The sequence below is a fragment of the Streptomyces sp. TLI_55 genome (assembly GCF_900206255.1).
Classification (GTDB): Bacteria; Actinomycetota; Actinomycetes; order Streptomycetales; family Streptomycetaceae; genus Streptomyces; species Streptomyces aquilus.
The window spans coordinates 1,455,038-1,481,576 of record NZ_OAOJ01000001.1 but is presented as its reverse complement, the minus strand read 5'-3'; the positions used below and the strand labels follow the sequence as shown (position 1 = coordinate 1,481,576).

Here is a 26,539-nt window from a genome sequence, read left to right as displayed (position 1 = left end):
GACCGTCGTCTCTTGGAGGAGGACGCTTCCGACATGAAGGCCGTCGTGATGGCCGGAGGCGAAGGCACGCGCCTTCGCCCCATGACCTCGAGCATGCCCAAGCCGCTCCTGCCCGTGGCCAACCGCCCGATCATGGAGCACGTTCTGAGGCTGCTCAAAAGGCATGGGCTCAACGAGACCGTCGTTACTGTCCAGTTCCTGGCCTCACTGGTCAAGAACTACTTCGGTGACGGCGAAGAGCTCGGAATGGAGCTCTCCTATGCCAATGAGGAGAAGCCACTCGGTACCGCCGGAAGCGTCAAGAACGCCGAAGAGGCGTTGAAGGACGATGCCTTCCTCGTCATCTCCGGCGATGCCCTGACGGACTTCGACCTCACCGAGCTGATCAATTTCCACAAGGAGAAGGGCGCGCTGGTCACCGTCTGTCTGACGCGCGTACCCAATCCGCTGGAATTCGGTATCACCATCGTCGACGAAGAAGGAAAGGTCGAGCGCTTCCTGGAGAAGCCGACCTGGGGGCAGGTCTTCTCCGACACGGTGAACACCGGCATCTATGTGATGGAGCCCGAGGTCTTCGACTATGTCGAGGCCGATGTGCCCGTCGACTGGTCCGGTGACGTCTTCCCGCAGCTGATGAAGGAAGGCAAGCCGATCTACGGCTTTGTCGCCGAAGGCTACTGGGAGGACGTCGGTACCCACGAGAGCTATGTGAAGGCCCAGGCCGACGTCCTGGAGGGCAAGGTCGACGTCGAGATCGACGGCTTCGAACTCTCTCCCGGGGTGTGGGTCGCCGAGGGTGCGGAAGTGCATCCGGACGCCGTACTGCGGGGCCCTCTCTACATCGGGGACTACGCCAAGGTCGAGGCCGGCGTGGAGATCCGTGAGCACACCGTCGTGGGCTCCAACGTCGTCGTGAAGAGCGGGGCGTTCCTGCACAAGGCCGTGGTGCACGACAACGTCTATGTCGGGCAGCACAGCAATCTGCGGGGCTGTGTCGTCGGGAAGAACACCGACATCATGCGGGCGGCCCGGATCGAGGACGGCGCGGTCATCGGCGACGAGTGCCTCATCGGTGAAGAATCGATCGTTCAGGGCAATGTGCGGGTCTATCCGTTCAAGACCATCGAGGCCGGTGCCTTCGTCAACACCTCGGTGATCTGGGAGTCCCGAGGGCAGGCGCATCTCTTCGGTGCCCGTGGGGTGTCGGGGATTCTGAACGTGGAGATCACTCCCGAGCTGGCCGTGCGTCTCGCCGGCGCTTATGCGACGACGCTGAAGAAGGGGTCGACGGTCACCACGGCCCGCGACCACTCGCGTGGTGCGCGGGCGCTGAAGCGGGCGGTCATCTCCGCGTTGCAGGCCAGCGCCATCGACGTACGAGATCTGGAGAACGTACCGCTGCCCGTCGCCCGGCAGCAGACCGCGCGGGGCAGTGCGGGCGGGATCATGATTCGGACGACGCCCGGGGTGCCGGATTCCGTGGACATCATGTTCTTCGACGGGCGCGGAGCCGACCTGTCGCAGGGCAGTCAGCGGAAGCTGGACCGGGTGTTCGCGCGGCAGGAGTACCGGCGTGCGTTCCCGGGTGAGATCGGGGATCTGCACTTCCCCGCCAGCGTGTTCGACTCATACACCGGGTCCTTGCTGCGGAACGTCGACACGACGGGGATCGCCGAGTCGGGACTGAAGGTCGTCGTCGACGCCTCGAACGGCAGTGCCGGGCTTGTGCTGCCCAGTCTGCTCGGGAAGCTCGGGGTGGACTCGTTGACCGTCAACCCTGGGCTCGACGAGTCGCGGCCCACGGAGACCGCCGATGTGCGGCGGTCGGGGCTGGTGCGGCTCGGGGAGATCGTGGCGTCGTCGCGGGCCGCGTTCGGTGTGCGGTTCGACCCGGTCGGCGAGCGGCTGTCGCTGGTCGACGAGAAGGGGCGCATCATCGAGGACGACCGGGCGCTGCTGGTCATGCTCGACCTGGTGGCCGCGGAGCGGCGCAGTGGGCGGGTGGCGCTGCCGGTGACCACCACGCGGATCGCCGAGCAGGTGGCGGCGTACCACGGGACGCAGGTGGAGTGGACGACCACGTCGCCCGACGACCTGACGCGGGTCGGGCGTGATGACTCGACCATCTTCGGTGGTGACGGCAAGGGCGCGTTCATCGTGCCCGAGTTCAGCAGTGTCTTCGACGGTACGGCGGCCTTCGTACGGCTCATCGGGCTTGTCGCGCGGACGCAGCTCACGCTCAGCCAGATCGACGCGCGGATTCCGCGGGCGCATGTGCTCAAGCGGGACCTGGCCACCCCCTGGGCGGTCAAGGGGCTCGTGATGCGCCGGGTCGTGGAGGCGGCCGGGGATCGCTTTGTCGACACGACAGACGGAGTGCGGGTCGTGGAGACCGACGGGCGGTGGGTCATGGTGCTGCCCGATCCCGCCGAGGCGGTCACCCATCTGTGGGCGGAAGGGCCCGACGACGCCTCTGCCCAGGCGCTGCTGGACGAGTGGGCGGCGGTCGTGGACAGCGCCGGGCGCTGATATCGGCAGCACGCGTGCGTGCCGGACAAGTGTCCCCAAGGGGGCCTGTCCGGCACGCCGGTGGGGCCGTTCGGAGGTACTGGCCGCGACATGCGACGATGTGCGGCATGCCGCAGCAGCCCCCCGTTCGGAGCACACCCACGCGACCCTCGCGTCCGGACGCGTCTATGTCGCTGCTCACCAACGTCATGGACCACAGTCTCGACGACGGCTATGCCGAGGCGGCCGCCCGGAAGAAGGCTGCCGGCGAGGGGGGTCTTCCCAAGACGCTGCGGGCGAAGCTGGGGCTTGCCGCCGGCCTGGTGCTGGCGGCGCTTGTCGTGACCGTCGGAGCGGCTCAGGCGCGCGTCGCGGCTCCCGTCGTCGCCAAGGAGCGCGAGGAGCTGATCGACCGCATCGACCAGGAGACGGATGCGGCCGACAAGCTGGAGGGCACGGTCGACGGCCTGCGCGATGACGTGAGCGCCATGCAGCGCGCGGCGCTCAGGGACAGCGGCGGCAGCGGGCAGGCGGACCTGGTCGGCATTCTGGCAGGCGCCACGGCCGTGCACGGGCCTGGTGTGAAGCTGGTCGTGGACGACGCCAAGGAAGCCACCACCGGAGGCGACGGCGACCCGCGTGAGACCTCCGGGTTCTCCGACACCGGCCGGGTCCGGGACCGGGACATGCAGCGCGTGGTCAACGGGCTGTGGGAGTCGGGCGCAGAGGCGGTCTCCATCAACGGACAGCGGCTGACGGCGCTGTCCGCGATCAGGGCCGCGGGTGACGCGATACTGGTCGACAACAGGCCGCTGGTGCCGCCGTACACGGTGCTCGCGGTGGGGGACGGGCAGCGGCTGAGCTCCAGGTTCCAGAACAGCGCCGACGGGCTGTATCTGAACGCCCTGCAGGAGAACTACGGCATCCGGACGAGCATCTCCGTGGAGGGGGATCTCCGGCTGCCTGCAGCAACGAGTGTGATCGTACGTACAGCACAGCCGAGAACTGAGAAGGGCACATCGTGATCGCCGTACTGGGCCTCGTCGTGGGAGTCGTGGCCGGCCTGTTGGTCCGGCCTGAGGTTCCGGCGGTCGTCGAGCCTTATCTGCCGATCGCCGTCGTGGCGGCGCTCGACGCCGTCTTCGGTGGTCTGCGGGCCATGCTCGACGGCATCTTCGACGACAAGGTCTTCGTGGTGTCGTTCCTGTCCAATGTGGTCGTCGCCGCGCTGATCGTGTTCCTGGGCGACAAGTTGGGCGTGGGTGCTCAGCTGTCGACCGGTGTGGTCGTCGTCCTCGGCATCCGCATCTTCTCGAACGCCGCGGCGATCCGCCGGCACGTCTTCCGGGCGTGAGGCCGATGAGCGAGCAGGACGGTACGCCGGAGAACAGGCTGCGCAAGGAACTGCCGGAGGAGACGCCCGCGACAGCTCCGGAGGCGGCCGCGTCGGCCGAGAAGAGCGAGAAGGACGCGAAGGACGAGCAGCCTGGGGTGACCGGACGGCAGCGGCTCGTCCAGGGGCTGTGGCCGCCGCGTGTCACGCGTGCCCAACTGATCGTCGCTGTGCTGCTGTTCGGCCTCGGGTTCGGGCTGGCCGTACAGGTGGCGTCGAACAGCGACGGCGACAGCGCGCTGCGCGGTGCCCGTCAGGAAGATCTTGTTCGCATCCTCGATGAACTGGATGACCGTACTCAGCGTCTTGAAGACGAGAAGGCGGGCCTGGAGAAGCAGCGTGACGAGCTGGAGAACAGCTCGGACCAGGCGGAGGAGGCCCGCAAGCAGACGCTGGAGAAGGAGCGGCAACTCGGCATCCTCGCGGGCACGGTGGCCGCGCAGGGGCCGGGGATCACGATGACCATCGACGACACGAAGGGGACGGTCGAGGCGGACATGCTGCTCGACGCGATCCAGGAGCTGCGTGCGGCCGGTGCCGAGGCGATCCAGGTGAACGGCGTGCGAGTGGTCGCCGGCACGTATCTGACCGATTCCGGCAACAGCGTGAGTGTCGACGGGAACAAGATCAACGCGCCCTATCGTTTCAAGGTCATCGGCAAGCCGCAGGACCTGGAACCGGCGCTCAACATTCCTGGAGGCGTGGTGCAGACTCTGGAGAAGGAGCAGGCCACCGTCGCCGTCGAGCGATCCACCAAGATCGTCGTGGACGCCTTGCGAGCCGCGAAGCAGCCTGACTACGCTCGGTCGTCCTCCCGGTGAACCGGGGGTGCATGAGGGACGTCCGGCCAGGGCATGAGGTTGCGGGGGGTCGGCGCACCGATTGGGTGGTGCGTGGTGGAAACTGTCTGATGGATACGGACGTTGTCAGGATGTCCGGGTCGGCCGGTGTATGCAATCAGGGTTCGTCCTGCCCCACGGGCGGGTCTGTTTCGGTCAAGGGGAATCGCCCGTGAAGTTGTTTGCGAAGTTGTTCGGCAAGAGCGCGCGAGAGGGTAGCGACAATGCGAACGCCACCGCTCGTCATCGCGCACAGCCAGACGCGGAGGGCCAGCGCCCCCTGTTCCGGGACCAGGTGGGCGGCGTTCCGGGAGGTCAGGGCGCGCCGTCTGTTGACCCTGCGCAGTCCGGCGGCATAGGTTTCGGGCAACCGTCAACCTCGAGTACGGGTGGAGAGTTTTCCATGTCGGCCCTGGTGTGTACGAGGTGCGGTAACCGCAACGCGGAGAACAGCCGCTTCTGCTCCAACTGCGGTGCGCCGCTGCGCGGTACGCCCGAGCGTCCGTCCGAGACGACCTCCACCATCTCCATCTCCGGTCTCGAGGCCTACGACGCCGAGGTGACCGGTCAGACGCAGCTGCCGACGCTCTCCCCGGAGGCGCAGGCGGCCGTGGACGCGCTGCCTCTGGGTTCCGCGCTCCTGGTCGTGCGTCGCGGACCGAACTCGGGCAGCCGCTTCCTGCTGGACGGCGATCTGACCACGGCGGGGCGCCATCCGCAGAGCGACATCTTCCTCGACGACGTGACGGTGTCGCGTCGGCATGTGGAGTTCCGTCGCCAGCAGGACGGGTCGTTCACCGTGAGCGACGTCGGCAGCCTCAACGGCACGTACGTGAACCGCGAGCGGATCGACACGGTGCCGCTGCACAACGGGGACGAGGTACAGATCGGCAAGTACCGGCTGGTCTTCTACGCGAGCCAGCGGGGCTACTGACCCCGTCAGGGAAGGTCCATGCTTCAAACACCGAGCGGCGGTGCCGGTCACGGTACCGCCGCCGCGGACAGTGGGCTGATGAGCATCGGCACGGTGCTCAATGTGCTGCGCGACGAGTTCCCCGAAGTCACCATCTCCAAGATCCGCTTCCTGGAGTCCGAGGGGCTCATCGAGCCGCAGCGGACCCCTTCGGGGTACCGCAAGTTCAGCGCGGGCGACGTCGAGCGTCTCGGGCATGTGCTGAGGATGCAGCGGGACCACTATCTGCCGCTCAAGGTGATCCGGGAGCATCTGGACGCCATGGAGCGCGGGGAAGCCGTGGCGCTGCCCGTGGTGGGGCGCCAGCGGGACGGAGAAACGCTTCAGGAGCCCTGGGAGGCTCCCACGGCCGCGCGGATCGGCCGGTCCGAGCTGCTGGCCGCCGCCGAGATCGGCGAGCAGGAGCTCGAGGAGTGGGAGTCGTACGGACTCATCGCCCCGCTGCCGGACGGGGCGTACGACGCCGAGGCGGTCACCGTGGCGGCGCTCGTCCTCGAACTGGGGCGCTTCGGGATCGAGCCGCGGCATCTGCGCGCGATGAAGGCCGCCGCCGACCGTGAGGCGGGCCTGGTGGACCAGGTGGTGGCGCCGCTGAAGCGGCACCGCAATCCGCAGACCCGGGCGCACGCAGAGGCCCGTACGAAGGAACTGGCGGGGCTCACGGTGAAACTGCACGCCGCCCTGGTGCAGACCGCCCTGGGCGTACGCCTGCCCTGAAGGGCGCGGACGCCGGATCGGGCCCCCGTTTCCGGCCCGACTACCCAAACGTCCCGGGCACGGCCTAGGGTTGCTGTGTGAACGAGCTCGATGTCGTAGGTGTCCGGGTCGAAATGCCCTCCAACCAACCGATCGTGCTCCTGCGTGAAGTGGGAGGCGACCGCTACCTCCCCATCTGGATCGGGCCGGGGGAGGCGACGGCGATCGCCTTCGCCCAGCAGGGCATGGCCCCCGCACGACCGCTGACCCACGACCTGTTCAAGGACGTGCTGGAGGCCGTCGGCCAGGAGCTCACCGAAGTGCGCATCACGGACCTGCGTGAGGGCGTCTTCTATGCGGAACTGGTCTTCGCGAGCGGCGTGGAGGTGAGCGCCCGGCCGTCCGATGCCATAGCGCTGGCCCTGCGCACCGGAACGCCGATCTACGGCAGCGACGGTGTGCTCGACGACGCCGGGATCGCGATCCCGGACGAGCAGGAGGACGAGGTGGAGAAGTTCCGCGAGTTCCTCGACCAGATCTCGCCAGAGGACTTCGGCACCAGCAGCCAGTGAGACGGGGCCGGCCCGGCGGACTCGCCGTCCGTGACGGGTCGGCTGTGTCCGGTCACCACGGAAATGCTGGCATTTGCCACCGGCGTGTGAGAGCGTCCTACGGCCCGCCCCGAGCGCATTCGGCTAGCCTTTCCCCGCGGTGGGGTACGGGAAACCACTCCTAGGGTGATTATCACTCGGCGTGCCGAGTGTGGCGATCGTTGACGCACCCCGGGTGACTGCCTACCGTCGAGAAGGCAGGTCAAGGACGGAGGTCGGCGTGAGAAGCAGCGGCGACGGTACGGCTGGGGGTGCCCCCGGACGGAGTCTCGGGGCAAGCGGTCCGTACCCTCCCCCAAGCTCTCAACTGCGTTCGAGTTGGGGGGACCCCCAGCAGAGCAACGCGGCCGATCACGCTCCGCAGCGACCGGCGGCCGTGCCGAGCAGTGGCGGAGGGGCGACGTCCATGGCGTCCGAACAGATCGGCTACCGCGGTCCGACGGCCTGTGCGGCCGCCGGCATCACCTATCGGCAACTCGACTACTGGGCGCGCACCGGGCTCGTCGAACCGAGCGTGCGGCCCGCCTACGGGTCGGGGACGCAGCGCCTGTACAGCTTCCGGGACGTCGTCGTCCTGAAGGTCGTCAAGCGGTTCCTCGACACCGGGGTGTCCCTCCAGAACATCCGCACCGCCGTGCAGCACCTGCGGGAGAGCGGTTTCCGGGACCTGGAGCGCATGACGCTGATGAGCGACGGCGCCACGGTCTACGAGTGCACCTCGCCCGACGAGGTCCACGCGCTGCTCCAGGGCGGACAGGGCATCTTCGGGATCGCCGTCGGCGTGGTGTGGCGGGACGTCGAGAGCGCGCTGTCCCAGCTGCACGGGGAGCGGATCGACACCGGGGAGACGCTGGTGGGGCACAACCCCGCCGACGAGCTGGCGCGGCGGCGGGGCAATCGGGCCGTTTGAGGCTTTGCCCGAGGGATTACCGAGGGCATTGTCAGTGGCGTAGGGCAGCATCGGACATGTGAGAACCGCGCCCACGATCCTGCATCTCGACATGGATGCCTTCTTCGCCTCCGCGGAGCAGGCGTCCAAGCCGAGTCTGCGCGGGAAAGCCGTCGTCGTGGGCGGGCTGGGGCCGCGTGGTGTGGTGGCGACCGCGTCGTACGAGGCCCGGGTTTTCGGGGTGCATTCCGCGATGCCGATGGCCCAGGCGCGGCGGCTCGCGCCCAACGCCGCGTATCTCGTGCCGCGCTTCGGGTTCTACCGGGCGATCAGCGAGCAGGTGATGGGGCTGCTGCGGGCGCTGTCGCCGTTGGTGGAGCCGTTGAGCCTCGACGAGGCGTTCGTGGACCTGGAAGCCGGGGGAGCGGCCTGGGACGAGGCCTCGGCGCGGCTCGCGGGGGAGAAGCTGCGCGCCGACATACGCGCGGTCACCGGGCTCACGGGGTCGGTGGGGCTCGCGGCGTCCAAGATGCTCGCGAAGATCGCGTCCGAGCAGGCCAAGCCCGACGGTCTGGTGGTGATCGACCCGGGGAGCGAGCGGGAGATGCTCGGGCCGATGTCCGTGCGGATTCTGCCGGGGGTGGGGCCGGCGACGGGCGACCATCTGCGGCGGGCCGGCATCCACACGGTCGACGAGATCGTCGAGGCGGGCGAGGACGAGCTCGTACGGCTGCTCGGGAAGGCGCACGGGCATGGGCTGTACGCCATGGCGTTGGCGCATGACGAGCGGCCCGTGGTGGCGGAGCGGGAGACCAAGTCGGTGTCGGTCGAGGACACCTACGACGTGGACATCCACGACCGGATGCGGGTGGCGATGGAGGTGCAGCGGCTGGCCGATCGGTGCGTGCGGCGGCTGCGGGGGGCCGGGCTGTCGGGACGGACGATCGTGCTGAAGGTGCGGCGGTACGACTTCTCCACGCTGACCCGGTCCGAGACCTTGCGGGGGCCCACCGATGACGTGGCCGTCGTGCGGGAGGCCGCGGCTCGGTTGCTGGAGTCCGTGGACACGACGGGGGGTGTGCGGTTGCTGGGGGTGGGGGTCTCCGGGCTGGCCGATTACACGCAGGAGGATCTGTTCGCGCAGGCCGCGGGGGATCTCGGGGAGGTTGCCGAGGAGGACGCCGGGGAGGTGGATGCCGAGCGGGTGGAGGTGCCTGCCGAGCGGCGGTTTGCTGCGGGGCATGACGTGGTGCATGCCGAGTTCGGGCATGGGTGGGTGCAGGGGAGTGGGCTGGGGCGGGTGACTGTGCGGTTCGAGACGCCGGATTCCGGGCCGGGGCGGGTGCGGACGTTTCGGGTGGATGATGCGGCGTTGGCTGTGGCTGAGCCCTTGCCGTTGGTGCCGGTGGAGGGTGGGGCAGCCGGCCTTCGCCCGGATTTGGTTTCCCACCCGCACCACCCGTGACAGTTTCGTTGTCGGGTGCGGGTGGCCCCTGTGGGGCGGTATCGCCGTCGGCTGCGGGACGGTTGTCGGCTCTCGCCGCCTGCGTCAGACGTGACCGGGTCTCGCCGTCCGTGTCAGGCGTCTGCCTCTTCCGTGCCTGCCAGTTTGCCGAAGTCCCTGTCCGGGAGTGGGGGTGGTGCGGACACGTCCAGGCCGTAGTGGTGGTACAGCTGGAGTTCCTGGTCGGGGGAGAGGTGGCGGCCGACGCCGAAGTCGGGGGCGTCCTTGATCAGGGAGCGGTCGAAGGGGACCTGAAGACTGCCCTCGATCAGTTCGCTGGGCTCCAGGGGGACGAAGGCGTCCCGGGAGAACAGGCCGGTGCGTATGGCCGCCCACTCAGGCACTCCGGTCGCGTCGTCGAGGTAGACCTCGTCGATCGTGCCGATCTTGGTGCCGTTGCGGTCGAACGCCTTGCGGCCGATCAGGTTGCGCGGATCGATGTCGGTCTGCACGGGCCCTCCACTAGGTCGCCACTCGCAACTCATCCGTAAGCACTACAAAAGAGCACATTAGGGCCAGTGGCCACTCGAGGACTCCTCAAGGGATCGACTTTTTGTGCGCTGGTAGGCTGGCAAGCGGCTGTTGACCCTGTGCGGGAGAGTCCTCCGGAGAACATCCGGGGGCGCCGAAGGAGCAAATCCTCCCCGGAATCTCTCAGGCCCACGTACCGCACGGACGAGGTCACTCTGGAAAGCAGAGCGGGTGTCGACGGCTTCCGCTCTCACCGACGGTGAAAGCCGGGCACCCTCGGGTGTCCCGGTGAAGCTCTCAGGTTGAGATGACAGAGGGGGAGGCCGCCGGGACCCGCAGCCGTGGTGTCCCTCGAAGGTCGCGTCAGACCAGGAGGCCTCCGCAATGACCGCCCACCGCACTCCGCTCACCGAACTCGAGCAGGGGATCCCCTTCGAGCAGCGTCACATCGGCCCCGACCACGAGGCCCGGGCCAAGATGCTCGCGCAGGTCGGCTACGGCTCGCTGGACGAGCTCACCGCCGCCGCGGTGCCGGATGTGATCAAGAACGCCGACGCCCTTGATCTGCCGGGCGCGCGGACCGAGGCCGAGGTGCTTGCCGAGCTCCGGTCGCTCGCTGATCAGAACCAGGTGCTCGGGTCCATGATCGGGCTCGGCTACTACGGGACCTTCACCCCGCCCGTCATCCTGCGCAACGTCATGGAGAACCCCGCCTGGTACACGGCGTACACGCCCTACCAGCCCGAGATCTCCCAGGGGCGGCTCGAGGCCCTCCTCAACTTCCAGACCATGGTTGCCGAGCTCACCGGGCTGCCGACCTCCGGTGCCTCGCTGCTCGACGAGGGCACGGCCGCCGCCGAGGCGCTGGCGCTGTCCCGGCGCATGGGCAAGAACAAGAAGGGTCTGTTCCTCGTCGACGCGGACGCGCTGCCGCAGACCGTCGCCGTCATCCAGACGCGGGCCGAGCCGACCGGCGTCGAGGTCGTCGTCGCCGACCTCAGCGACGGGATCCCCGCCGACATCGCCGCGCGTGAGATCAACGGCGTGCTGATCCAGTACCCGGGCGCCTCCGGTGCCGTACGCGACATCAAGGCGGTCGTCGACCAGGCGCACGAGCTCGGTGCCCTCGTGACCGTCGCCGCCGATCTGCTCGCGCTGACGCTGCTGAAGTCGCCCGGGGAACTCGGGGCCGACATCGCCGTCGGGACCACGCAGCGGTTCGGTGTGCCGATGGGCTTCGGCGGCCCGCACGCCGGTTACATGGCGGTGCACGAGAAGTTCGCGCGCAGCCTGCCCGGGCGGCTCGTGGGCGTGTCCGTGGACGCGGACGGGAACAAGGCCTACCGGCTCGCCCTGCAGACCCGTGAGCAGCACATCCGGCGGGAGAAGGCCACCAGCAACATCTGTACCGCTCAGGTGCTGCTCGCCGTGATGGCGGGGATGTACGCCGTCTACCACGGCCCGGAGGGACTGAAGGGCATCGCCCGGCGGACCCATCGGTACGCCCGTGTCCTCGCCGCGGGGCTTGCCGCCGGCGGGGTCGAGGTCGTGCACGGTGCCTACTTCGACACCCTGACCGTGCGGGTGCCCGGCAAGGCCGGTGAGGTCGTCGCCGCCGCCGAGGCGAACGGGGTCAACCTGCGGCTCGTCGACGCCGACCACCTCTCCATCGCCTGCGACGAGACCACCAACCGGGCCCAACTCGGCGCCGTATGGGCCGCGTTCGGGGTCGAGGGGGACGTCGAGGCGCTGGACGCGGCGGCCGAGGACGCGCTGCCGGCGGCGCTGGTGCGCGACGACGAGTTCCTGACCCACCCCGTCTTCCACCAGTACCGGTCCGAGACCGCCATGCTGCGCTATCTGCGCCGGCTCGCCGACCGGGACTACGCGCTCGACCGCGGCATGATCCCGTTGGGCTCGTGCACCATGAAGCTCAACGCCACCACCGAGATGGAGCCGGTCACCTGGCTGGAGTTCGGGCAGCTGCACCCCTTCGCGCCCGCCGAGCAGGCGCAGGGCTATCTGACGCTCATCCGGGAGCTGGAGGAGCGGCTCGCCGAGGTCACCGGGTACGACAAGGTGTCGCTGCAGCCCAACGCCGGGTCGCAGGGTGAGTTGGCCGGGCTGCTCGCCGTACGCGGGTATCACCGGGCCAATGGCGATGAGCAGCGGACGGTCTGTCTGATTCCGTCCTCCGCGCACGGGACCAACGCCGCCAGCGCTGTCATGGCCGGGATGAAGGTCGTCGTCGTCAAGACCGCCGAGGACGGTGAGATCGACGTCGAGGATCTGCGGGCGAAGATCGAGCAGCACCGGGACGAGCTCGCGGTGCTGATGATCACGTACCCCTCGACGCACGGGGTGTTCGAGGAGCATGTCGCCGACATCTGTGCTCAGGTGCACGAGGCCGGCGGGCAGGTGTACGTCGACGGCGCCAACCTCAACGCGCTGGTCGGGCTTGCCAAGCCGGGGCACTTCGGCGGCGACGTCTCGCACCTGAACCTGCACAAGACCTTCTGCATCCCGCACGGTGGTGGCGGTCCGGGCGTCGGGCCGGTCGGTGTGCGGGCGCACCTCGCGCCGTATCTGCCGAACCACCCGCTGCAGCCCGCGGCCGGGCCCGAGACGGGTGTCGGGCCGATTTCCGCCGCCCCGTGGGGCTCGGCGGGGATTCTGCCGATCTCCTGGGCCTATGTGCGGCTCATGGGCGGGGAAGGGCTGAAGCGGGCCACGCAGGTGGCCGTGCTGAGCGCCAACTACATCGCCAAGCGGCTTGAGCCGCACTACCCCGTGCTCTACACCGGGCCCGGTGGGCTGGTCGCGCACGAGTGCATCATCGATCTGCGGCCGCTGACCAAGGCGACGGGTGTCAGCGTGGACGATGTCGCCAAGCGGCTCATCGACTACGGGTTCCACGCGCCGACCATGTCGTTCCCGGTGGCCGGCACGCTGATGATCGAGCCGACCGAGTCCGAGGACCTCGTCGAGCTGGATCGGTTCTGCGACGCGATGATCGCCATTCGCGCGGAGATCGAGAAGGTCGGGTCCGGGGAGTGGCCCGCGGAGGACAACCCGCTGCGGAACGCTCCGCACACCGCCGCGGCGCTCGGTGGCGAGTGGGAGCACGCGTACAGCCGTGAGGAGGCCGTGTTCCCGAGCGGGGTCGTGGTCGCCGACAAGTACTGGCCGCCGGTGCGGCGGATCGACCAGGCGTTCGGGGACCGGAACCTGGTGTGCTCTTGCCCGCCGCTGGACGCTTACGAGGACTGAGGCCGACTGTGCCTTGTGAGAGGGCCCCGCTTCGGCGGGGTCCTCTCGTTTTTCGGGGTTACGTCGGTGGCGTCACGCTGTGGAAAGGGAGACCTCGGTCGACTTGATCAGGGCCACGACCGGGGTGCCGGGCGCGAGGCCGAGGTCCGTGGCGGCCTCCTTGGTGATGGCCGCGGTGAGTTCGATGTCGTCGAACGCGATCTTCACGGAGGCCATCGCGGCGCCGGTGGCGATGGTGGTGACCGTGCCGGGGAGCTGGTTGCGGATGGAGAGGCCGGAGAGGGCCTCCACCGGGCTGGTGGCGAGGGCCACCTCCGTCGACTTCACCAGGGCGCGGACGGGGGAGTCCGGGGCGAGGCCGAGGGCGGTTACTGCTTCCTTGGTGATGGCCGCGGTGAGGTTCTGACCGCCGGTGAGGCGGATTCCCACGGTGGCCATGACCTCGCCGGAGGTGATGGCGGTGACGGTGCCGGGGAGTTGGTTGCGGATGCTCAGGGTCATGGGCATCAACCGTAGGGCTCTGGGTGGGTTGCGCCGGGTATGTGTAGGGTCGTGGCTTTTCTACGCCCGGTCGATGTGGACGTTCGTCGACTTCACGCGGGCCGTGGCCTCCATGCCTACCTCCAGGCCGAGTTCCTCGACGGCCTCGCGGGTGAGGAGGGAGACGAGGCGGTGCGGGCCGGCCTGGATCTCCACCTGGGCTGCCACGTCGCCGAGTTTGATGGCGGTGACGATGCCGGGGAAGGCGTTGCGGACCGAGGTGTACGACGGCTCGTCGTCGGGTGCGGTGCCCTTGGCCAGCTCTACGGAGAACGCGGCGAGGTCGCGGCCCTCGATGAGGCGGCGGCCGCTGTCGTCGCGGTGGGTCGTGACGCGGCCGGCGTCCGCCCAGCGGCGGGCGGTGTCGGGGCTTACGCCGAGCAGGCGGGCGGCCTGGCCGATCGTGTAGGACTGCATGCGGTCACGATAGGGGGCGGCGGGTGCGGGGTCGTGGTGGGGCACCCGGCCTTCGGCTGGGTTTGGGGTTCCCAACCGCACCGCCTGTGCGGGTTTCGTTGTCGGGCGCGGGTGGCCCCTGTGGGGGCTTGGCGCCGTCGGCGGGTGCAGAGGTCAGCCTGTGTGGACCCTAGGGCGGCGGGCTCGGTCTGGTTCTGCCTCTCGTAGGACCTCTCGGGTCACCGGGGCCACCTCGCCCTGGCCGAAGAGGAAGAAGCGGAGGAAGTTGGCGAAGGGGCTGCCCTCGGTCCACTCGAAGTAGATGTGCGGGGTGCACTTCGTCGTGTCGCGGACGTGGAGGAGCAGGGCGGCCAGGGCGTTGGGGATGGAGGACGACTCCAGGGTCAGCACGCGGTAGCGGCCGTGCAGGACCTCGCCGCGGACCGTCAGGCCGGCCTCGAACTCCGAGGGGTCGGTGACCGTCACCTCGACGAAGACGAAGTCCTCCTGGCCGGGGATGTCGTTGTCCTCGCGGATCTGCTCGATCTTGTCGCGGTACTCGGCCTTGTCCCGGTTGTCGGGCTCGTTGGCGATGAAGCGGATCTTGCGGCTGGCCATGTCCCTGATGAATCGTTCCGCCATGGGGTCGAGGCTCACGCTGGTGACGCGGAGCTCGAAGGCGCGGGCCAGCCGGGAGAGCAGCGAGACCAGGATGATGCCGGCGATGAAGCAGGCGCCGATCTTGACGCCGTCCGGGCGCTCGATGACGTTGACGACCGTCGTGTAGAGGAACACCGCGGAGATGACCGCGAAACCGATCGTCCAGTTGCGCTGGCCCGCCTTGCGCGCCGCGATCGTCACGGCGATCGCCGCCGAGCTGATCAGGACGAGGACGCCGGTGGCATAGGCGCCGCCCTGGGCGTCCACGTCGGCGTCGAAGATCCAGGTGACCAGGAAGGCGATCAGGGTGAAGACGATCACCATGGGGCGTACGGCGCGGGCCCAGTGCGGGGCCATGCCGTAGCGGGGGAGGTAGCGGGGCATCAGGTTGAGCAGGCCCGCCATCGCGGAGGCGCCGGCGAACCACAGGATGGCGATGGTCGAGACGTCGTAGACCGTGCCGAAGGCGCCGCCCAGATACTTGTGCGAGAGGAAGGCGAGGGCGCGGCCGTTGGCCTGGCCGCCCGACTCGAACTCCTTCTCCGGGATCAGGAGGGTGGTGATGAAGCTGGTCGCGATCAGGAAGCAGCTCATGATGAGCGCGGCCGTGGTCAGGAGCTTCTTCGTGTCCCTGATGCGGCCCGCCGGGTTCTCCTCCGTCTCGCCCGGGTCGCCCTTGACGTGCGGCATGACCGCGACGCCCGTCTCGAAGCCGGAGAGGCCGAGGGCGAGCTTCGGGAAGACGACCAGGGCCACGCCGATCATCACGAAGACGTTGCCGTGCTCGGCGGTCAGGGCGCTGGACCAGTCGGTGACCACATGGCCGGCCGTGGCGACGTGCCACAGGCCGACGATGACGACCACGACGTTGAGGGCCAGGTAGACGCCCACCAGGAAGACCGCTACGCCGATGGCCTCCAGGAAGCCCTTGAGGAACACCGCGCCGAGCAGCGCCACCAGGATCAGGGTGATCAGCATCTGCTTGTCGTGCAGGGCGCTGTTGAGGTGCGGGTTCTCGACCAGGTGGGTCGAGGCGTCCGCGGCGGACAGGGTGATGGTGATCAGGAAGTCCGTCGCGGCGAAGCCGAGCAGGGTCAGGACGAAGAGCTTGCCCTTCCAGAAGGTGAGCAGGCGCTCCAGCATCGCGATCGAGCCCTGGCCGTGGGGGCTCTCCTCGGCGACACGGCGGTACACCGGCAGAGCGCCCGCGAGGGTGACGATCACCAGCACGATCGTCGCGATGGGGGAGAGGAGGCCGGCCGCGAGGGCCGCGATGCCCGGCTGGTAGCCGAGGGTGGAGAAGTAGTCGACGCCGGTGAGGCACATGACCCGGTACCAGGGCTGACCCTCGGGCTCCAGCTTGGACGGCTTCTGCTCCGCCGGCTGCCCCTGGCCTTGGTCCTGGCTCTTGGCCATGTCGGACAGGCCCTCCAGCATCCAGGCGCGCAGGCGACTGGGAGGGGGGTGTTCGGTGGTGGCCATCGGGGGCTCCTGATGTGCGGCTCGGAGTGCGGTTCCGTACGGTTCCGGCCATCACACGGACGGCGGGTTCAGCGTAAGCGGAGAGTGACGCATGGGCCCACGGATCAGGGGGTCGAGGGCGTCAAAAGTCCGTTAAGACTGGGGGTGCGGGCCCTTGCCGCGCGTCAACGATGGAGCGTGTGGGGTGGGTGGCCGCCCGTTGCGCTGTCCGGGGGGCGGGGCGGCGGGGTGGGGAGAGGGTGGACACCCAGCGTCACGCTGGGGCTTGGGGGACCTGTGGGCGTCAGGGAGGCGTCAAGGGTGTGCCGTGGGCCGTATGGGAGGTGTCAACGGCGGGGGATCCCGGGCGGTGCGGATGTTTGCTCGGAGTGTCCCTGTTCGAACGAACCTCACTCCAGGAGCTCACGATGGCCGATCTGGCCTTCGTCGTCGTCACGATCGCGTGCTTCGCGCTGGTGGCTCTCGTCGCCAAGGGGGTGACGAAGCTGTGACCGCCGAGAACATCGTCGGCCTCGTCGTGGCCGTCGCCCTGCTGGGCTATCTCGTCCTCGCCCTGATCTTCCCGGAGAGGTTCTGACCGTGACATCGGCTGCTGCCGCAGCGGGCGACATGGGTCCCGTCCTCGCAGGCGTCCTCCAACTGCTCGCCCTGATCGGCGCGCTGGCTCTCGCCTACATCCCCCTCGGCACCTACATGGCCGGGGTCTACTCCACCGACAAGCACTGGCGCGTCGAGAAGTGGATCTACCGGAGCATCGGTGCCGACCCCGACATGCAGATGCGCTGGACCGCGTATCTGCGGGGCGTCCTCGCCTTCTCCGTGGTCGGTGTGCTCTTTCTGTACCTGCTCCAGCGCGCGCAGGGCGTGCTGCCCGGCTCGCTCGGGTTCGCCTCCATCGACCCGGACCAGGCGTTCAACACCGCCGTGTCCTTCGTGACCAACACCAACTGGCAGTCGTACTACGGCGAACAGGCCATGGGCCACGTCGCGCAAACCGCCGGTCTGGCCGTGCAGAACTTCGTCTCCGCAGCCGTCGGCACAGCCGTCGCGGTGGCGCTGGTGCGCGGGTTCGCTCGGTCGCGGACCGGTGAGCTGGGCAACTTCTGGTCGGACATGGTGCGCGGTGTCACCCGCATTCTGCTGCCCGGTGCTTTCGTCGCGGCGATCGTGCTCGTTGCGTGCGGCGCGATCCAGAACTTCTCCGGCATCCACGAGGTCGGGCAGTTCATGGGGGGTTCTCAGCAGTGGAACGGCGGTGCCGTCGCTTCGCAGGAGGCCATCAAGGAGCTCGGCACCAACGGCGGCGGCTACTTCAACGCCAACTCCGCCCATCCGTTCGAGAATCCCACGCCCTTCACCAACCTCTTCGAGATCTTCCTGATCCTCGTCATCCCGTTCGCCCTGACCCGCACCTTCGGCATCATGGTCGGCTCGGTCAAGCAGGGCTACGCGATCCTCGCGACGATGGCCACCATCTGGATCGGTTTCACCGCGCTGATGATGTGGACCGAATTCGCCCACCACGGACCGGCGTTCGACATCGCCGGCGGGGCGTACGAGGGCAAGGAGGTCCGCTTCGGGGTCGGCGGCTCGTCGATCTTCGCGACCGCGACCACCCTCACCTCGACCGGTGCCGTGGACTCCTTCCACTCCTCCTTCACCGGCCTCGGCGGCGGCATCACCCTGCTCGGCATGATGCTGGGCGAGATCGCGCCCGGCGGCACCGGCTCCGGCCTCTACGGCATGCTGGTCATGGCGGTCATCGCGGTGTTCATCGCCGGTCTGATGGTCGGCCGTACGCCCGAGTACCTCGGCAAGAAGATCGGCGCCCGCGAGATCAAGCTGGCCGCCTGCTACATCCTCATCACCCCTGCGCTGGTGCTCATCTTCACCGCGGCCGCGATGGCCCTGCCCACCCCGGGCAACTCGATGACGAACAGCGGCGCGCACGGCTTCTCCGAGATCCTGTACGCCTACACGTCCGCCTCCAACAACAACGGCTCGGCCTTCGCCGGGCTGAACGCGGACACGCAGTGGTTCAACTCGACGCTCGGCCTCGCCATGCTGCTGGGCCGCTTCCTGCCGATGGTGTTCGTGCTGGCGCTGGCCGGCTCGCTCGCCGAGCAGCGGCCCGTCCCGGAGACCGCGGGCACCCTGCGCACCAACAAGCCGCTGTTCGTGGGCTTGTTGGTGGGCGCGATCCTCATCATCACCGGTCTGACCTACTTCCCCGCCCTGGCGCTGGGACCGCTGGCCGAGGGGCTGGCGTCATGACCACCGACGTAAAGAAGCAGGACTCCATGTCCACACCCACCCTCGCGCCCCACCCGGACGCGCCCACGGGACACAAGGCCCCCGAGGGCCGTGTCGGAGCGGGCCTCTTCGACCCCAAGCAGCTGCTCAAGTCGCTGCCGGACGCCTTCCGCAAGCTCGACCCGCGGGTGATGGTCAAGTCCCCCGTGATGTTCGTGGTGTGGATCGGGTCCGTGCTGACCACGGTGTTCTCCTTCAGGGACCCCGGCGACTGGTTCGGCTGGACCATCAGCGCCTGGCTGTGGCTCACGGTGATCTTCGCCAACCTGGCGGAGGCCGTCGCCGAGGGCCGTGGCAAGGCGCAGGCCGACACCCTGCGCAAGGCCAAGACCGACACCGTGGCGCGCAAGGCCGACGGGAGCGTGGTCGCCGGTACCGAGTTGAGGATCGGTGACCTGGTCGTCTGTGAGGCCGGCGACATCATCCCCGGCGACGGTGACGTCGTCGAGGGTGTCGCGTCCGTCGACGAGTCGGCCATCACCGGTGAATCCGCCCCGGTCATCCGGGAGTCGGGCGGCGACCGTTCGGCCGTCACCGGCGGTACGAAGGTGCTCTCCGACCGGATCGTCATCAAGATCACGACGAAGCCCGGCGAGACCTTCATCGACCGGATGATCAACCTGGTCGAGGGCGCGGCCCGGCAGAAGACGCCGAACGAGATCGCCCTCAACATCCTGCTGGCGTCGCTGACGATCGTCTTCCTGCTGGCCGTGGCCACGCTGCCGCCGCTCGCCGACTACGCGGGCACGCATCTGACGATGGTCGTGCTGGTCGCGCTGCTGGTCTGCCTCATTCCGACGACCATCGGTGCGCTGCTGTCGGCGATCGGCATCGCCGGCATGGACCGGCTGGTCCAGCGGAACGTCCTCGCCATGTCGGGCCGTGCGGTCGAGGCCGCCGGTGACGTCTCCACGCTGCTGCTCGACAAGACCGGCACCATCACCCTGGGCAACCGCCAGGCCGCCGAGTTCGTGCCGGTGCGCGGGGCGATCGAGGCCGAGGTGGCCGACGCGGCGCAGCTGTCGTCGCTGGCCGACGAGACGCCCGAGGGCCGCTCCGTCGTCGTACTGGCGAAGGAGAAGTACGGGCTGCGCGAGCGGCAGCAGGGGGAGCTCGCCGGGGCCGAGTGGATCGCGTTCACCGCGCAGACCCGGATGTCCGGTGTCGACGTCGACGGGCGCAGGATCCGCAAGGGCGCGGCCGGGTCGGTGATCGCCTGGGTGGCCGAGCAGGGCGGGGATGTCGCCGCGGACGCCCGGGAGTTGACCGACCGGATCTCGGAAGCCGGCGGCACCCCGCTGCTCGTGGCCGTCGAAGACGCCGAAGGTGCGCGGGTATTGGGTGTCATCCACCTCAAGGACGTCGTCAAGGACGGCATGCGCGAGCGGTTCGAGGAACTGCGCCGCATGGGCATCAAGACCGTCATGATCACGGGTGACAACCCGCTGACCGCCAAGGCGATCGCCGAGGAGGCCGGCGTCGACGACTTCCTCGCGGAGGCGACTCCCGAGGACAAGATGGCGCTCATCAAGCGGGAGCAGGCCGGCGGCAAGCTCGTCGCGATGACCGGGGACGGTACGAACGACGCGCCCGCGCTGGCCCAGGCGGACGTCGGTGTCGCGATGAACACCGGTACGTCGGCCGCCAAGGAGGCCGGCAACATGGTCGACCTCGACTCCAATCCGACCAAGCTCATCGAGATCGTCGAGATCGGCAAACAACTGCTGATCACCCGGGGCGCGTTGACCACGTTCTCGATCGCCAACGACGTCGCGAAGTACTTCGCGATCATCCCGGCGCTGTTCGCGGCCGTCTACCCGGGCCTGGACAAGCTCAACATCATGGGGCTGTCCTCGCCGGACTCCGCGATCCTGTCGGCCGTCATCTTCAACGCGCTGATCATCATCGCGCTGGTGCCCCTGTCCCTCAAGGGCGTGCAGTACCGGCCGGTGAGCGCGGACAAGCTGCTGCGGCGGAATCTCACCGTCTACGGGCTGGGCGGCCTGGTCGCCCCGTTCATCGGCATCAAGCTCATCGACCTGCTCATCTCCCTGATCCCCGGAATCGGTTGACCGCCATGAACAACTCCGTCTCCAACACCGCCCGGTTGCTCGGGGCGGGCCTGCGGGCGCTGCTCGTGCTGACCGTGCTCACGGGCGTCCTCTATCCGCTGGCCGTCACCGGCATCGCGCAGGCCGCGTTCCACCACCAGGCCAACGGCTCCGAGATCAAGGAGGACGGCAGGGTCGTCGGGTCCTCGCTGATCGGCCAACAGGGCTACAGCCTGGACTACTTCCAGCCCCGTCCGGCGAACGGGCTCGGCGAGAACTCGGTCAACACCCAGTACAAGCTGATCCTGTCCGGCGCCACCAACCGCTCCGGTGACAACCCCGAGCTGATCAAGTGGGTGAAGGAGGCCAAGGCCAAGGTCGTCAAGGAGAACTCCACCGCCGGCTACAAGGTCAAGCCCTCCCAGGTTCCGGCCGACGCGGTCACCTCCTCGGGATCAGGGCTCGACCCGGACATCTCCCCGGCCTACGCCGACCTCCAGGTCCACCGGGTCGCCGAGAAGAACGGCCTCCCCGTGGCTCGGGTGCAGAAGCTGGTCGACGAGCACACCGAGGGCCGCACCCTGGGCTTCATCGGTGAGCCCCGGGTGAACGTCCTGGAGCTCAACATCGCGCTCAGGGAACTGGTCGAGGGCGACTGACCGATGACCAAATGGCAGCTGCTGGAGATCCTGGTGACCCGGCCCGGGCAACTGGTCAGCCAGCAGCAGCTGCTGCGGAGGTCTGGAACGTGCCCCGCAGCAACAGGACCAGCTACCGAGAGGTGAACGAGGCACGCGGCGGGCAAGCGCTCTCTTGTTCCCGTCCCGGCATCCTCGTACAGTCCGCTCCGTAATGTTCGCCAACGGGGCCGAATGTTTCGATCGGCCCGCCGGAAGGGCTGACGTGTATGCGGGCGTACGACAATCCTGTGATCCCCGGTTTCTATCCCGACCCGAGTGTGTGCCGGGTCGGGGACGACTACTACCTGGTCTGCTCCAGTTTCGAGTACTTTCCCGGCGTCCCGATCTTCCACAGCCGTGACCTCGTGCACTGGCGGCAGATCGGCAACGTGCTCGACCGGCCGGGGCAGTTGGACCTCTCCGACGACATACCGGCCTCCGCGGGGATCTACGCCCCGACCCTGCGCCATCACAACGGCCGCTTCTACATGATCACCACCGCCGTCGGCGCCGGTGAGAACTTCATCGTCACGAGTGAGCGGCCCGAGGGGCCGTGGTCCGATCCGGTGTGGGTCGACGTGCCCAGCATCGATCCCGACCTGGCCTGGGACGAGGACGGCAACTGCTGGTGCACGGTCGCCGGATGCAGCCTCGCGCGCATCGACCCCGGGACGGGAAAGGTGCTGGAAGGGCCCCTTCCGGTGTGGTCCGGGACGGGGTTGGAGCACCCCGAGGCGCCGCATCTCTACCGCATCGGCGACTGGTGGTACCTGATGCTCGCCGAGGGCGGCACGGCCCACGGGCACAGTGTGTCGATCGCCCGTGCCCGCTCGCCGCGCGGGCCCTGGGAAGGCGCCCCGGACAACCCCGTGCTCAGCCATCGCAGCACCGACTTGCCCATCCAGTGCACCGGCCACGCCGACCTCGTCGAGGCGGCCGACGGCACCTGGTGGATGGTGCTGCTGGGCACCCGTCCACGCGGCTACTTCCCGGGCTTCCATGTGCTCGGCCGGGAGACCTTCCTGACGCCCGTGGAGTGGGTCGACGGCTGGCCGCGGGTGGGGCCGGTGCGGGAGAGCCATCCGGCGCCGGCCGCCTGGCACCCTGTACCGCCGCAGCCGGAGCGGGACGACTTCGACGCCGCCGACCTCGCCCCGTACTGGATCTCCCCGCGTCGTAGGCCGGACCGGTCGTGGTCGCTGGTCGAGCGGCCCGGGGCGCTCACCCTGCATGCCACCGGGGGCAGTCTCGACCGGCCCGGACACACCTTCGTCGGGCGCCGTCAGCAGCATCCCGAGTGCCGGGTGGACGCCCTGCTGGAGCCCGGGAACGGGCGTGCCGGGCTGTCCGTGCGGATCGATGAGGCCCATCACTACGACCTGGAGATCGCCGGGGGAGAGGCGCTCGTGATCGCCCGGGTCGGGCCCGCGCGGCAGTGTGTCGCGCGGCGGGCGGTGGCTGCCGGACCGCTCACCCTCACCGTCGGCGTGCGCACAGAACCCCTGGTCACGGCCACCGGCGAGGACCTGCCGGGGCTGCGGGACGGCGGGCCCGACGCGATCACCTTCGCCGTCGACGGCGAACCGCTCGCCGCGCTCGACGGCCGCTATCTGTCCACTCAGGTCGCGGGCGGATTCACCGGCCGGGTGATCGGGATGTACGTCACCGAGGGCAGCGCGGCCTTCGACTGGTTCGCCTACGCGGCCGGGCCCTCGCGGTAGGGCCTGTCCGGCGGATCAGGTCGCAGGAAAGCCGCGGTGCGCTATGTGGCGCAGATGTGCGTGCCAGACCCCGCGTCTGCGGCATGATCCGCCGGGCAGGCCCTAGTTCCGGAAGGCTTCGGAAACGTTCGGTCCGGTCGCGCTGGAGGCAGGCGCCGCGGACGCCGTGGAAGTCGGCCGCAGATTCACCGCGTACAAGGGGTTGCCACCGTTTGGGAGCTGTCTCTAGGGTGCGGCAACAACGAAGCTTTCTGGATCAACTCCGAAACTTTCGGTCCTGAGGACGGTGTAGTGGACACGCCGTCCCGTACCCAAGGAGTGCAAAATGGGCGACCCGGCACTGTCTCGCCGCGGCTTCCTGGCGGCGTCCGCCGCGACCGGTCTGGGCATGACGGCACTGAGCGGCTGCGGTGGCGATTCGGACGGTGGGTCGTCCGACGGAACGACCACGATCGAGTGGTGGAACATCTCCACCACCGAACCGGCTCACACGGTCTGGGCGCAACTGGCCAAGAAGTTCGAGGCGCAGAACCCCAAGGTCAAGGTAAAGATCGTTCAGTTGGAGAACGACGCCTACAAGTCGAAGATGACGGCGCTGATCGCCTCCGGGAAGCTCCCCGACATCTTCCACACCTGGGGCGGCGGTGTCCTCAAGCAGCAGGTCGACGCGGGCCTCGTCGAGGACCTCACCGACAAGACCAAGCCGTGGGCCGACGACATGCTGAAGGTCTCCAAGGAGGCCTACCTGATCGACGACAAGGTCTACGGCATACCGTTCGACATCGGCATGATCGGGTTCTGGTACAACAAGGCGCTCTTCAAGCAGGCCGGCATCACCGAACCCCCCACCACCTGGGCCGCGTTCCTCGACGCCGTCAGCAAGCTGAAGGCGAAGAACATCACGCCCATCGCCCTCGCGGGCAAGGAGAAGTGGCCCGGCATGTACTACTGGGCCTACCTCGCGATGCGCACCGCGGGCGCGAGCGGCCTGCAGAAGGCGTACGACGCCAAGGACTTCACCGGCCCCGAGTTCGTCCAGGCGGGCGCGCACCTGAAGGAGCTCGTCGCGCTCCAGCCGTTCCAGAAGGGCTTCCTCAACGCCGCCTACTCCTCCCCGACCGGCCAGGCGGCCAGCGTCGGCAACGGCAAGGCGGCCATGGAGCTCATGGGCCAGTGGGCGCCGCAGGTCGAGGCCGACGCCGGCAAGGGCCTGGGCAAGGACCTCGGCTTCTTCCCGTTCCCGGCGGTGGACGGCGGCAGGGGCGCCATCACCGAGGTCTTCGGCGGCGGCGGCGCGCACGCCCTGCGCCGGGGCGCCCCGCAGGCGGCCGTCGACTTCCTGAAGTTCTTCGCCTCCGAGGCCACCGACCTGGAACTGGTCAAGAAGACCGGCGCCCTCCCGGTGGTCCCCGGCGCAGAGAGCGCCGTCTCCGACCCCAACCTCAAGGCCGTACAGGCCCAGTTGAACGCCGCCACCGGCTTCCAGCTCTACCTCGACCAGGCCTACGCCCCGGCCGTCGGCCAGGAGGTCAACGACAGCGTGGCCGCGCTCATCGCCGGCTCCAAGTCCCCCGAGCAGGTCGCCCAGTCGATCACGAAGGTCACGAAGGAAGAGCAGTAACAGGCGATGACCTCCATCCTCGCAGACAAGCGGAGCCGTCCCGGCGCCGACGCCCCGCCCCCGGACACCGTCAGGGCCCGGGGGCGGGCCCGGCGGCGCGCCCTCAACTGGCTCACCGCGGTGGGCTTCCAGCTGCCCGCCCTGGTCCTGTTCATCGGGCTCGTGCTGCTGCCCATGCTGTTCGCCCTGTACGCCGCCTTCTTCCGCTGGGGCGGCTTCGGGATGCCCGAGGACTACATCGGTCTCGACAACTTCACCGACCTCTTCGACAACCCGGTCTTCATGGGCGACCTGTGGCGCTGCCTCGTCCTGACGCTGCTGACGCTCGCGCTGCAACTGCCGTTCGCGCTCGCCATGGCGGTCCTGCTCAACCAGCGGCTGCGCGGCCGGGCCGTCTACCGGATGCTGTTCTTCGCGCCGTACGTCCTGTCCGAGGCCATCACCGGCGTGCTCTTCAGCATGGTGTTCGCCCCGGACGACGGTCTCGCCGACCATCTCCTCGGCAGCATCGGCCTCGACAGCCTCGGCGGGGAGTGGTTCGCCGACCCGTCGTGGGTCATGGCGACCCTGTTCATCGTCATGACCTGGAAGTACTTCGGCTTCCACATGATGCTCTACCTGGCCGGACTCCAGTCCGTGCCACGGGAGTTGACCGAGGCGGCGCTCATCGACGGCGCCAACGCCTGGCAGCGCTTCCGCAGCGTCACGCTGCCGCTGCTGATGCCCACCATCCGCATCAGCATCTTCCTCGCGGTCATCGGCTCCATCCAGCTCTTCGACCTGGTCTGGGTGATCACGCAGGGCGGTCCCGACCACCACTCCGAGACCATGGCCGTGACGATGTTCCAGTACGGCTTCAAGCGCTACCAGGTCGGCTACGCCAGCGCGATCACCGTGGTCATGTTCGGCATCTGCCTCGTCTTCGCCCTCGCCTACCAGCGCTTCGTACTCCGCCGTGACCTCGAAGGGGCGACCACCACGATGAGGGGAGCCGGGAAATGAGCCTCAAGACCGAGGGCGTGAGCGTCAAGAGCGAGGCCTTGAGCCGCAGGAGCCGGACCACACGCACGCTGCCGCTGCACCTCATCCTCATCGCCGTCGGCGCGCTCATGGTCGTACCCCTGGTGTACGCCGTCCTGTCCGGCTTCAAGTCGACCGACGAGCTCTCCAGCAACCCCTTCGGGCTGCCGAAGCACTGGCTGACCGGCAACTACACCGGCATCCTCGGCTCCGGCGACTTCTGGCGGCTGCTCGGCAACAGCACCCTGATCGCGGTCGCCACGACCGTGCTGGTGGTCGCGGCGTCGGCGCTCGCGGCCTTCTCCTTCGCCCGGTTCGCCTTCCGGGGGCGGGAGCTGCTGTTCACGCTCTTCACGATGGGGCTGATGTTCCCCTTCGCGGTCGCCGCGCTGCCGCTGTTCCTGCTGCTGCGCTATCTCGGCCTGCTGGACAACCCGCTGGGCGTGATCCTGCCGCAGGCGGCGTTCGGACTGCCGATGACCATCATCATCCTGCGGGCCTTCTTCCGGGAGATCCCGGGCGAGTTGGAGGAAGCCGCCACCCTCGACGGGTGCACTCCCTTCGGGTTCTTCTGGCGGGTGCTGCTGCCGATGGCCCGGCCCGCGCTCGGCACGGTCTCGGTGCTCGCCGTCGTGACCAGCTGGAACAACTTCATGCTGCCGCTGCTGGTGTTCACCGACAACACCTGGTGGACCCTGCCCATCGGCGTCCAGCAGTTCCAGGGCCAGTACTCCTCCGACTACGCCCGTGTCTTCGCCTACCTCGTCCTGGCGATGGTTCCCGCCCTCGCCTTCTACTCGGTCGCCGAGCGCCAGCTCGTCGGCGGCCTCACCGCCGGCGCCACCAAGGGCTGACGGCGGCAGTACGGCCCCCACCCCCGCACGTGAGGAGTCGCACCACC

At 68.7% G+C, this 26,539-nt stretch carries 23 protein-coding genes and 1 riboswitch; of the genes, 19 read left to right on the top strand and 4 right to left on the bottom strand.

What is annotated here, in order from left to right; genetic code table 11:
• Positions 1-33: 33 nt before the first annotated feature.
• From CRP56_RS06920 to CRP56_RS06880, 9 genes are all read left to right on the top strand, one after another.
• The gene (locus CRP56_RS06920) at positions 34-2,529 is read left to right on the top strand and encodes a mannose-1-phosphate guanyltransferase (protein WP_097261325.1); all 2,496 of its coding nucleotides are present in this window, start codon (positions 34-36) and stop codon (positions 2,527-2,529) included.
• Positions 2,530-2,696: 167 nt separating this feature from the next.
• Positions 2,697-3,533, top strand: coding sequence for a DUF881 domain-containing protein (locus CRP56_RS06915; RefSeq protein ID WP_257040069.1), 837 nt, complete (start codon positions 2,697-2,699; stop codon positions 3,531-3,533).
• Positions 3,530-3,862 (top strand): small basic family protein, encoded by a 333-nt coding sequence (locus CRP56_RS06910; protein WP_003988855.1) that lies wholly within the window; start codon positions 3,530-3,532, stop codon positions 3,860-3,862. Before CRP56_RS06915 ends, CRP56_RS06910 begins: the two co-directional genes overlap by 4 nt.
• A gap of 5 nt (positions 3,863-3,867) precedes the next feature.
• Entirely contained in the window at positions 3,868-4,722 is an 855-nt protein-coding gene (locus CRP56_RS06905) for a DUF881 domain-containing protein (protein WP_097261321.1), read from the top strand.
• Between the two features lie 61 nt (positions 4,723-4,783).
• Positions 4,784-5,674, top strand: coding sequence for an FHA domain-containing protein (locus CRP56_RS06900; RefSeq protein ID WP_097261319.1), 891 nt, complete (start codon positions 4,784-4,786; stop codon positions 5,672-5,674).
• An 18-nt stretch (positions 5,675-5,692) separates the two neighbouring features.
• Positions 5,693-6,430, top strand: coding sequence for a transcriptional regulator FtsR (gene ftsR / locus CRP56_RS06895; RefSeq protein WP_079310597.1), 738 nt, complete (start codon positions 5,693-5,695; stop codon positions 6,428-6,430).
• 77 nt (positions 6,431-6,507) lie between these two features.
• On the top strand, positions 6,508-6,981 hold the full coding sequence (locus CRP56_RS06890; RefSeq protein ID WP_004002801.1) for a bifunctional nuclease family protein: 474 nt from the start codon (positions 6,508-6,510) through the stop codon (positions 6,979-6,981).
• Positions 6,982-7,240: 259 nt separating this feature from the next.
• A complete protein-coding gene (locus CRP56_RS06885; protein ID WP_179850963.1) occupies positions 7,241-7,930 on the top strand; it encodes a MerR family transcriptional regulator in 690 nt (229 codons plus the stop codon).
• Between the two features lie 58 nt (positions 7,931-7,988).
• On the top strand, positions 7,989-9,374 hold the full coding sequence (locus CRP56_RS06880; protein WP_097261314.1) for a DNA polymerase IV: 1,386 nt from the start codon (positions 7,989-7,991) through the stop codon (positions 9,372-9,374).
• Positions 9,375-9,487: 113 nt separating this feature from the next.
• Here the strand turns inward: CRP56_RS06880 and CRP56_RS06875 are convergent, their stop codons facing one another.
• On the bottom strand, positions 9,488-9,865 hold the full coding sequence (locus CRP56_RS06875; protein WP_097261312.1) for a PRC-barrel domain-containing protein: 378 nt from the start codon (positions 9,863-9,865) through the stop codon (positions 9,488-9,490).
• A 131-nt stretch (positions 9,866-9,996) separates the two neighbouring features.
• Positions 9,997-10,093, top strand: a riboswitch (glycine riboswitch).
• Between the two features lie 175 nt (positions 10,094-10,268).
• On the opposite strand from CRP56_RS06875, the gene gcvP reads away from it, so the two are divergent.
• Positions 10,269-13,154, top strand: coding sequence for an aminomethyl-transferring glycine dehydrogenase (gcvP, locus tag CRP56_RS06870; protein ID WP_097261309.1), 2,886 nt, complete (start codon positions 10,269-10,271; stop codon positions 13,152-13,154).
• A gap of 72 nt (positions 13,155-13,226) precedes the next feature.
• On the opposite strand, the gene CRP56_RS06865 is transcribed toward gcvP, so the two are convergent.
• The 3 genes from CRP56_RS06865 to CRP56_RS06855 form a co-directional block, all read right to left on the bottom strand.
• On the bottom strand, positions 13,227-13,655 hold the full coding sequence (locus CRP56_RS06865; RefSeq protein WP_097261307.1) for a TOBE domain-containing protein: 429 nt from the start codon (positions 13,653-13,655) through the stop codon (positions 13,227-13,229).
• Between the two features lie 60 nt (positions 13,656-13,715).
• Positions 13,716-14,111: a TOBE domain-containing protein gene (locus CRP56_RS06860; RefSeq protein ID WP_097261305.1), complete on the bottom strand. Its 396-nt coding sequence runs from the start codon at positions 14,109-14,111 to the stop codon at positions 13,716-13,718.
• A 153-nt stretch (positions 14,112-14,264) separates the two neighbouring features.
• Positions 14,265-16,232, bottom strand: a complete 1,968-nt coding sequence (locus CRP56_RS06855; protein ID WP_097261303.1) for an APC family permease — start codon at positions 16,230-16,232, stop codon at positions 14,265-14,267.
• Between the two features lie 368 nt (positions 16,233-16,600).
• Between CRP56_RS06855 and CRP56_RS48280 the strand changes: the two genes are divergently transcribed.
• The 9 genes from CRP56_RS48280 to CRP56_RS06815 all read left to right on the top strand — a co-directional run bounded on the left by CRP56_RS48280 (position 16,601) and on the right by CRP56_RS06815 (position 26,492).
• On the top strand, positions 16,601-16,723 hold the full coding sequence (locus tag CRP56_RS48280; protein WP_257040060.1) for a hypothetical protein: 123 nt from the start codon (positions 16,601-16,603) through the stop codon (positions 16,721-16,723).
• Entirely contained in the window at positions 16,720-16,809 is a 90-nt protein-coding gene (gene kdpF, locus CRP56_RS06850) for a K(+)-transporting ATPase subunit F (protein ID WP_016434100.1), read from the top strand. Before CRP56_RS48280 ends, kdpF begins: the two co-directional genes overlap by 4 nt.
• A 32-nt stretch (positions 16,810-16,841) precedes the next feature.
• Positions 16,842-18,506 (top strand): potassium-transporting ATPase subunit KdpA, encoded by a 1,665-nt coding sequence (kdpA, locus tag CRP56_RS06845; protein WP_097261301.1) that lies wholly within the window; start codon positions 16,842-16,844, stop codon positions 18,504-18,506.
• Complete coding sequence (kdpB, locus tag CRP56_RS06840) at positions 18,503-20,617, top strand: potassium-transporting ATPase subunit KdpB (RefSeq protein WP_097261298.1); 2,115 nt, start codon at positions 18,503-18,505, stop codon at positions 20,615-20,617. The genes kdpA and kdpB overlap by 4 nt, the downstream gene beginning before the upstream one ends.
• A gap of 5 nt (positions 20,618-20,622) precedes the next feature.
• Positions 20,623-21,255 (top strand): potassium-transporting ATPase subunit C, encoded by a 633-nt coding sequence (locus CRP56_RS06835; protein WP_097261296.1) that lies wholly within the window; start codon positions 20,623-20,625, stop codon positions 21,253-21,255.
• A 248-nt stretch (positions 21,256-21,503) separates the two neighbouring features.
• Positions 21,504-22,997 (top strand): glycoside hydrolase family 43 protein, encoded by a 1,494-nt coding sequence (locus CRP56_RS06830; protein WP_097261294.1) that lies wholly within the window; start codon positions 21,504-21,506, stop codon positions 22,995-22,997.
• A 325-nt stretch (positions 22,998-23,322) separates the two neighbouring features.
• Positions 23,323-24,618 carry an extracellular solute-binding protein gene (locus CRP56_RS06825; protein WP_097261292.1) on the top strand — a complete coding sequence of 432 codons (1,296 nt, stop codon included), beginning with the start codon at positions 23,323-23,325 and terminating at the stop codon, positions 24,616-24,618.
• 6 nt (positions 24,619-24,624) lie between these two features.
• Entirely contained in the window at positions 24,625-25,620 is a 996-nt protein-coding gene (locus CRP56_RS06820) for a carbohydrate ABC transporter permease (RefSeq protein WP_097261291.1), read from the top strand.
• A gap of 107 nt (positions 25,621-25,727) precedes the next feature.
• Positions 25,728-26,492: a carbohydrate ABC transporter permease gene (locus tag CRP56_RS06815; RefSeq protein ID WP_373559750.1), complete on the top strand. Its 765-nt coding sequence runs from the start codon at positions 25,728-25,730 to the stop codon at positions 26,490-26,492.
• Positions 26,493-26,539 lie beyond the last annotated feature (47 nt).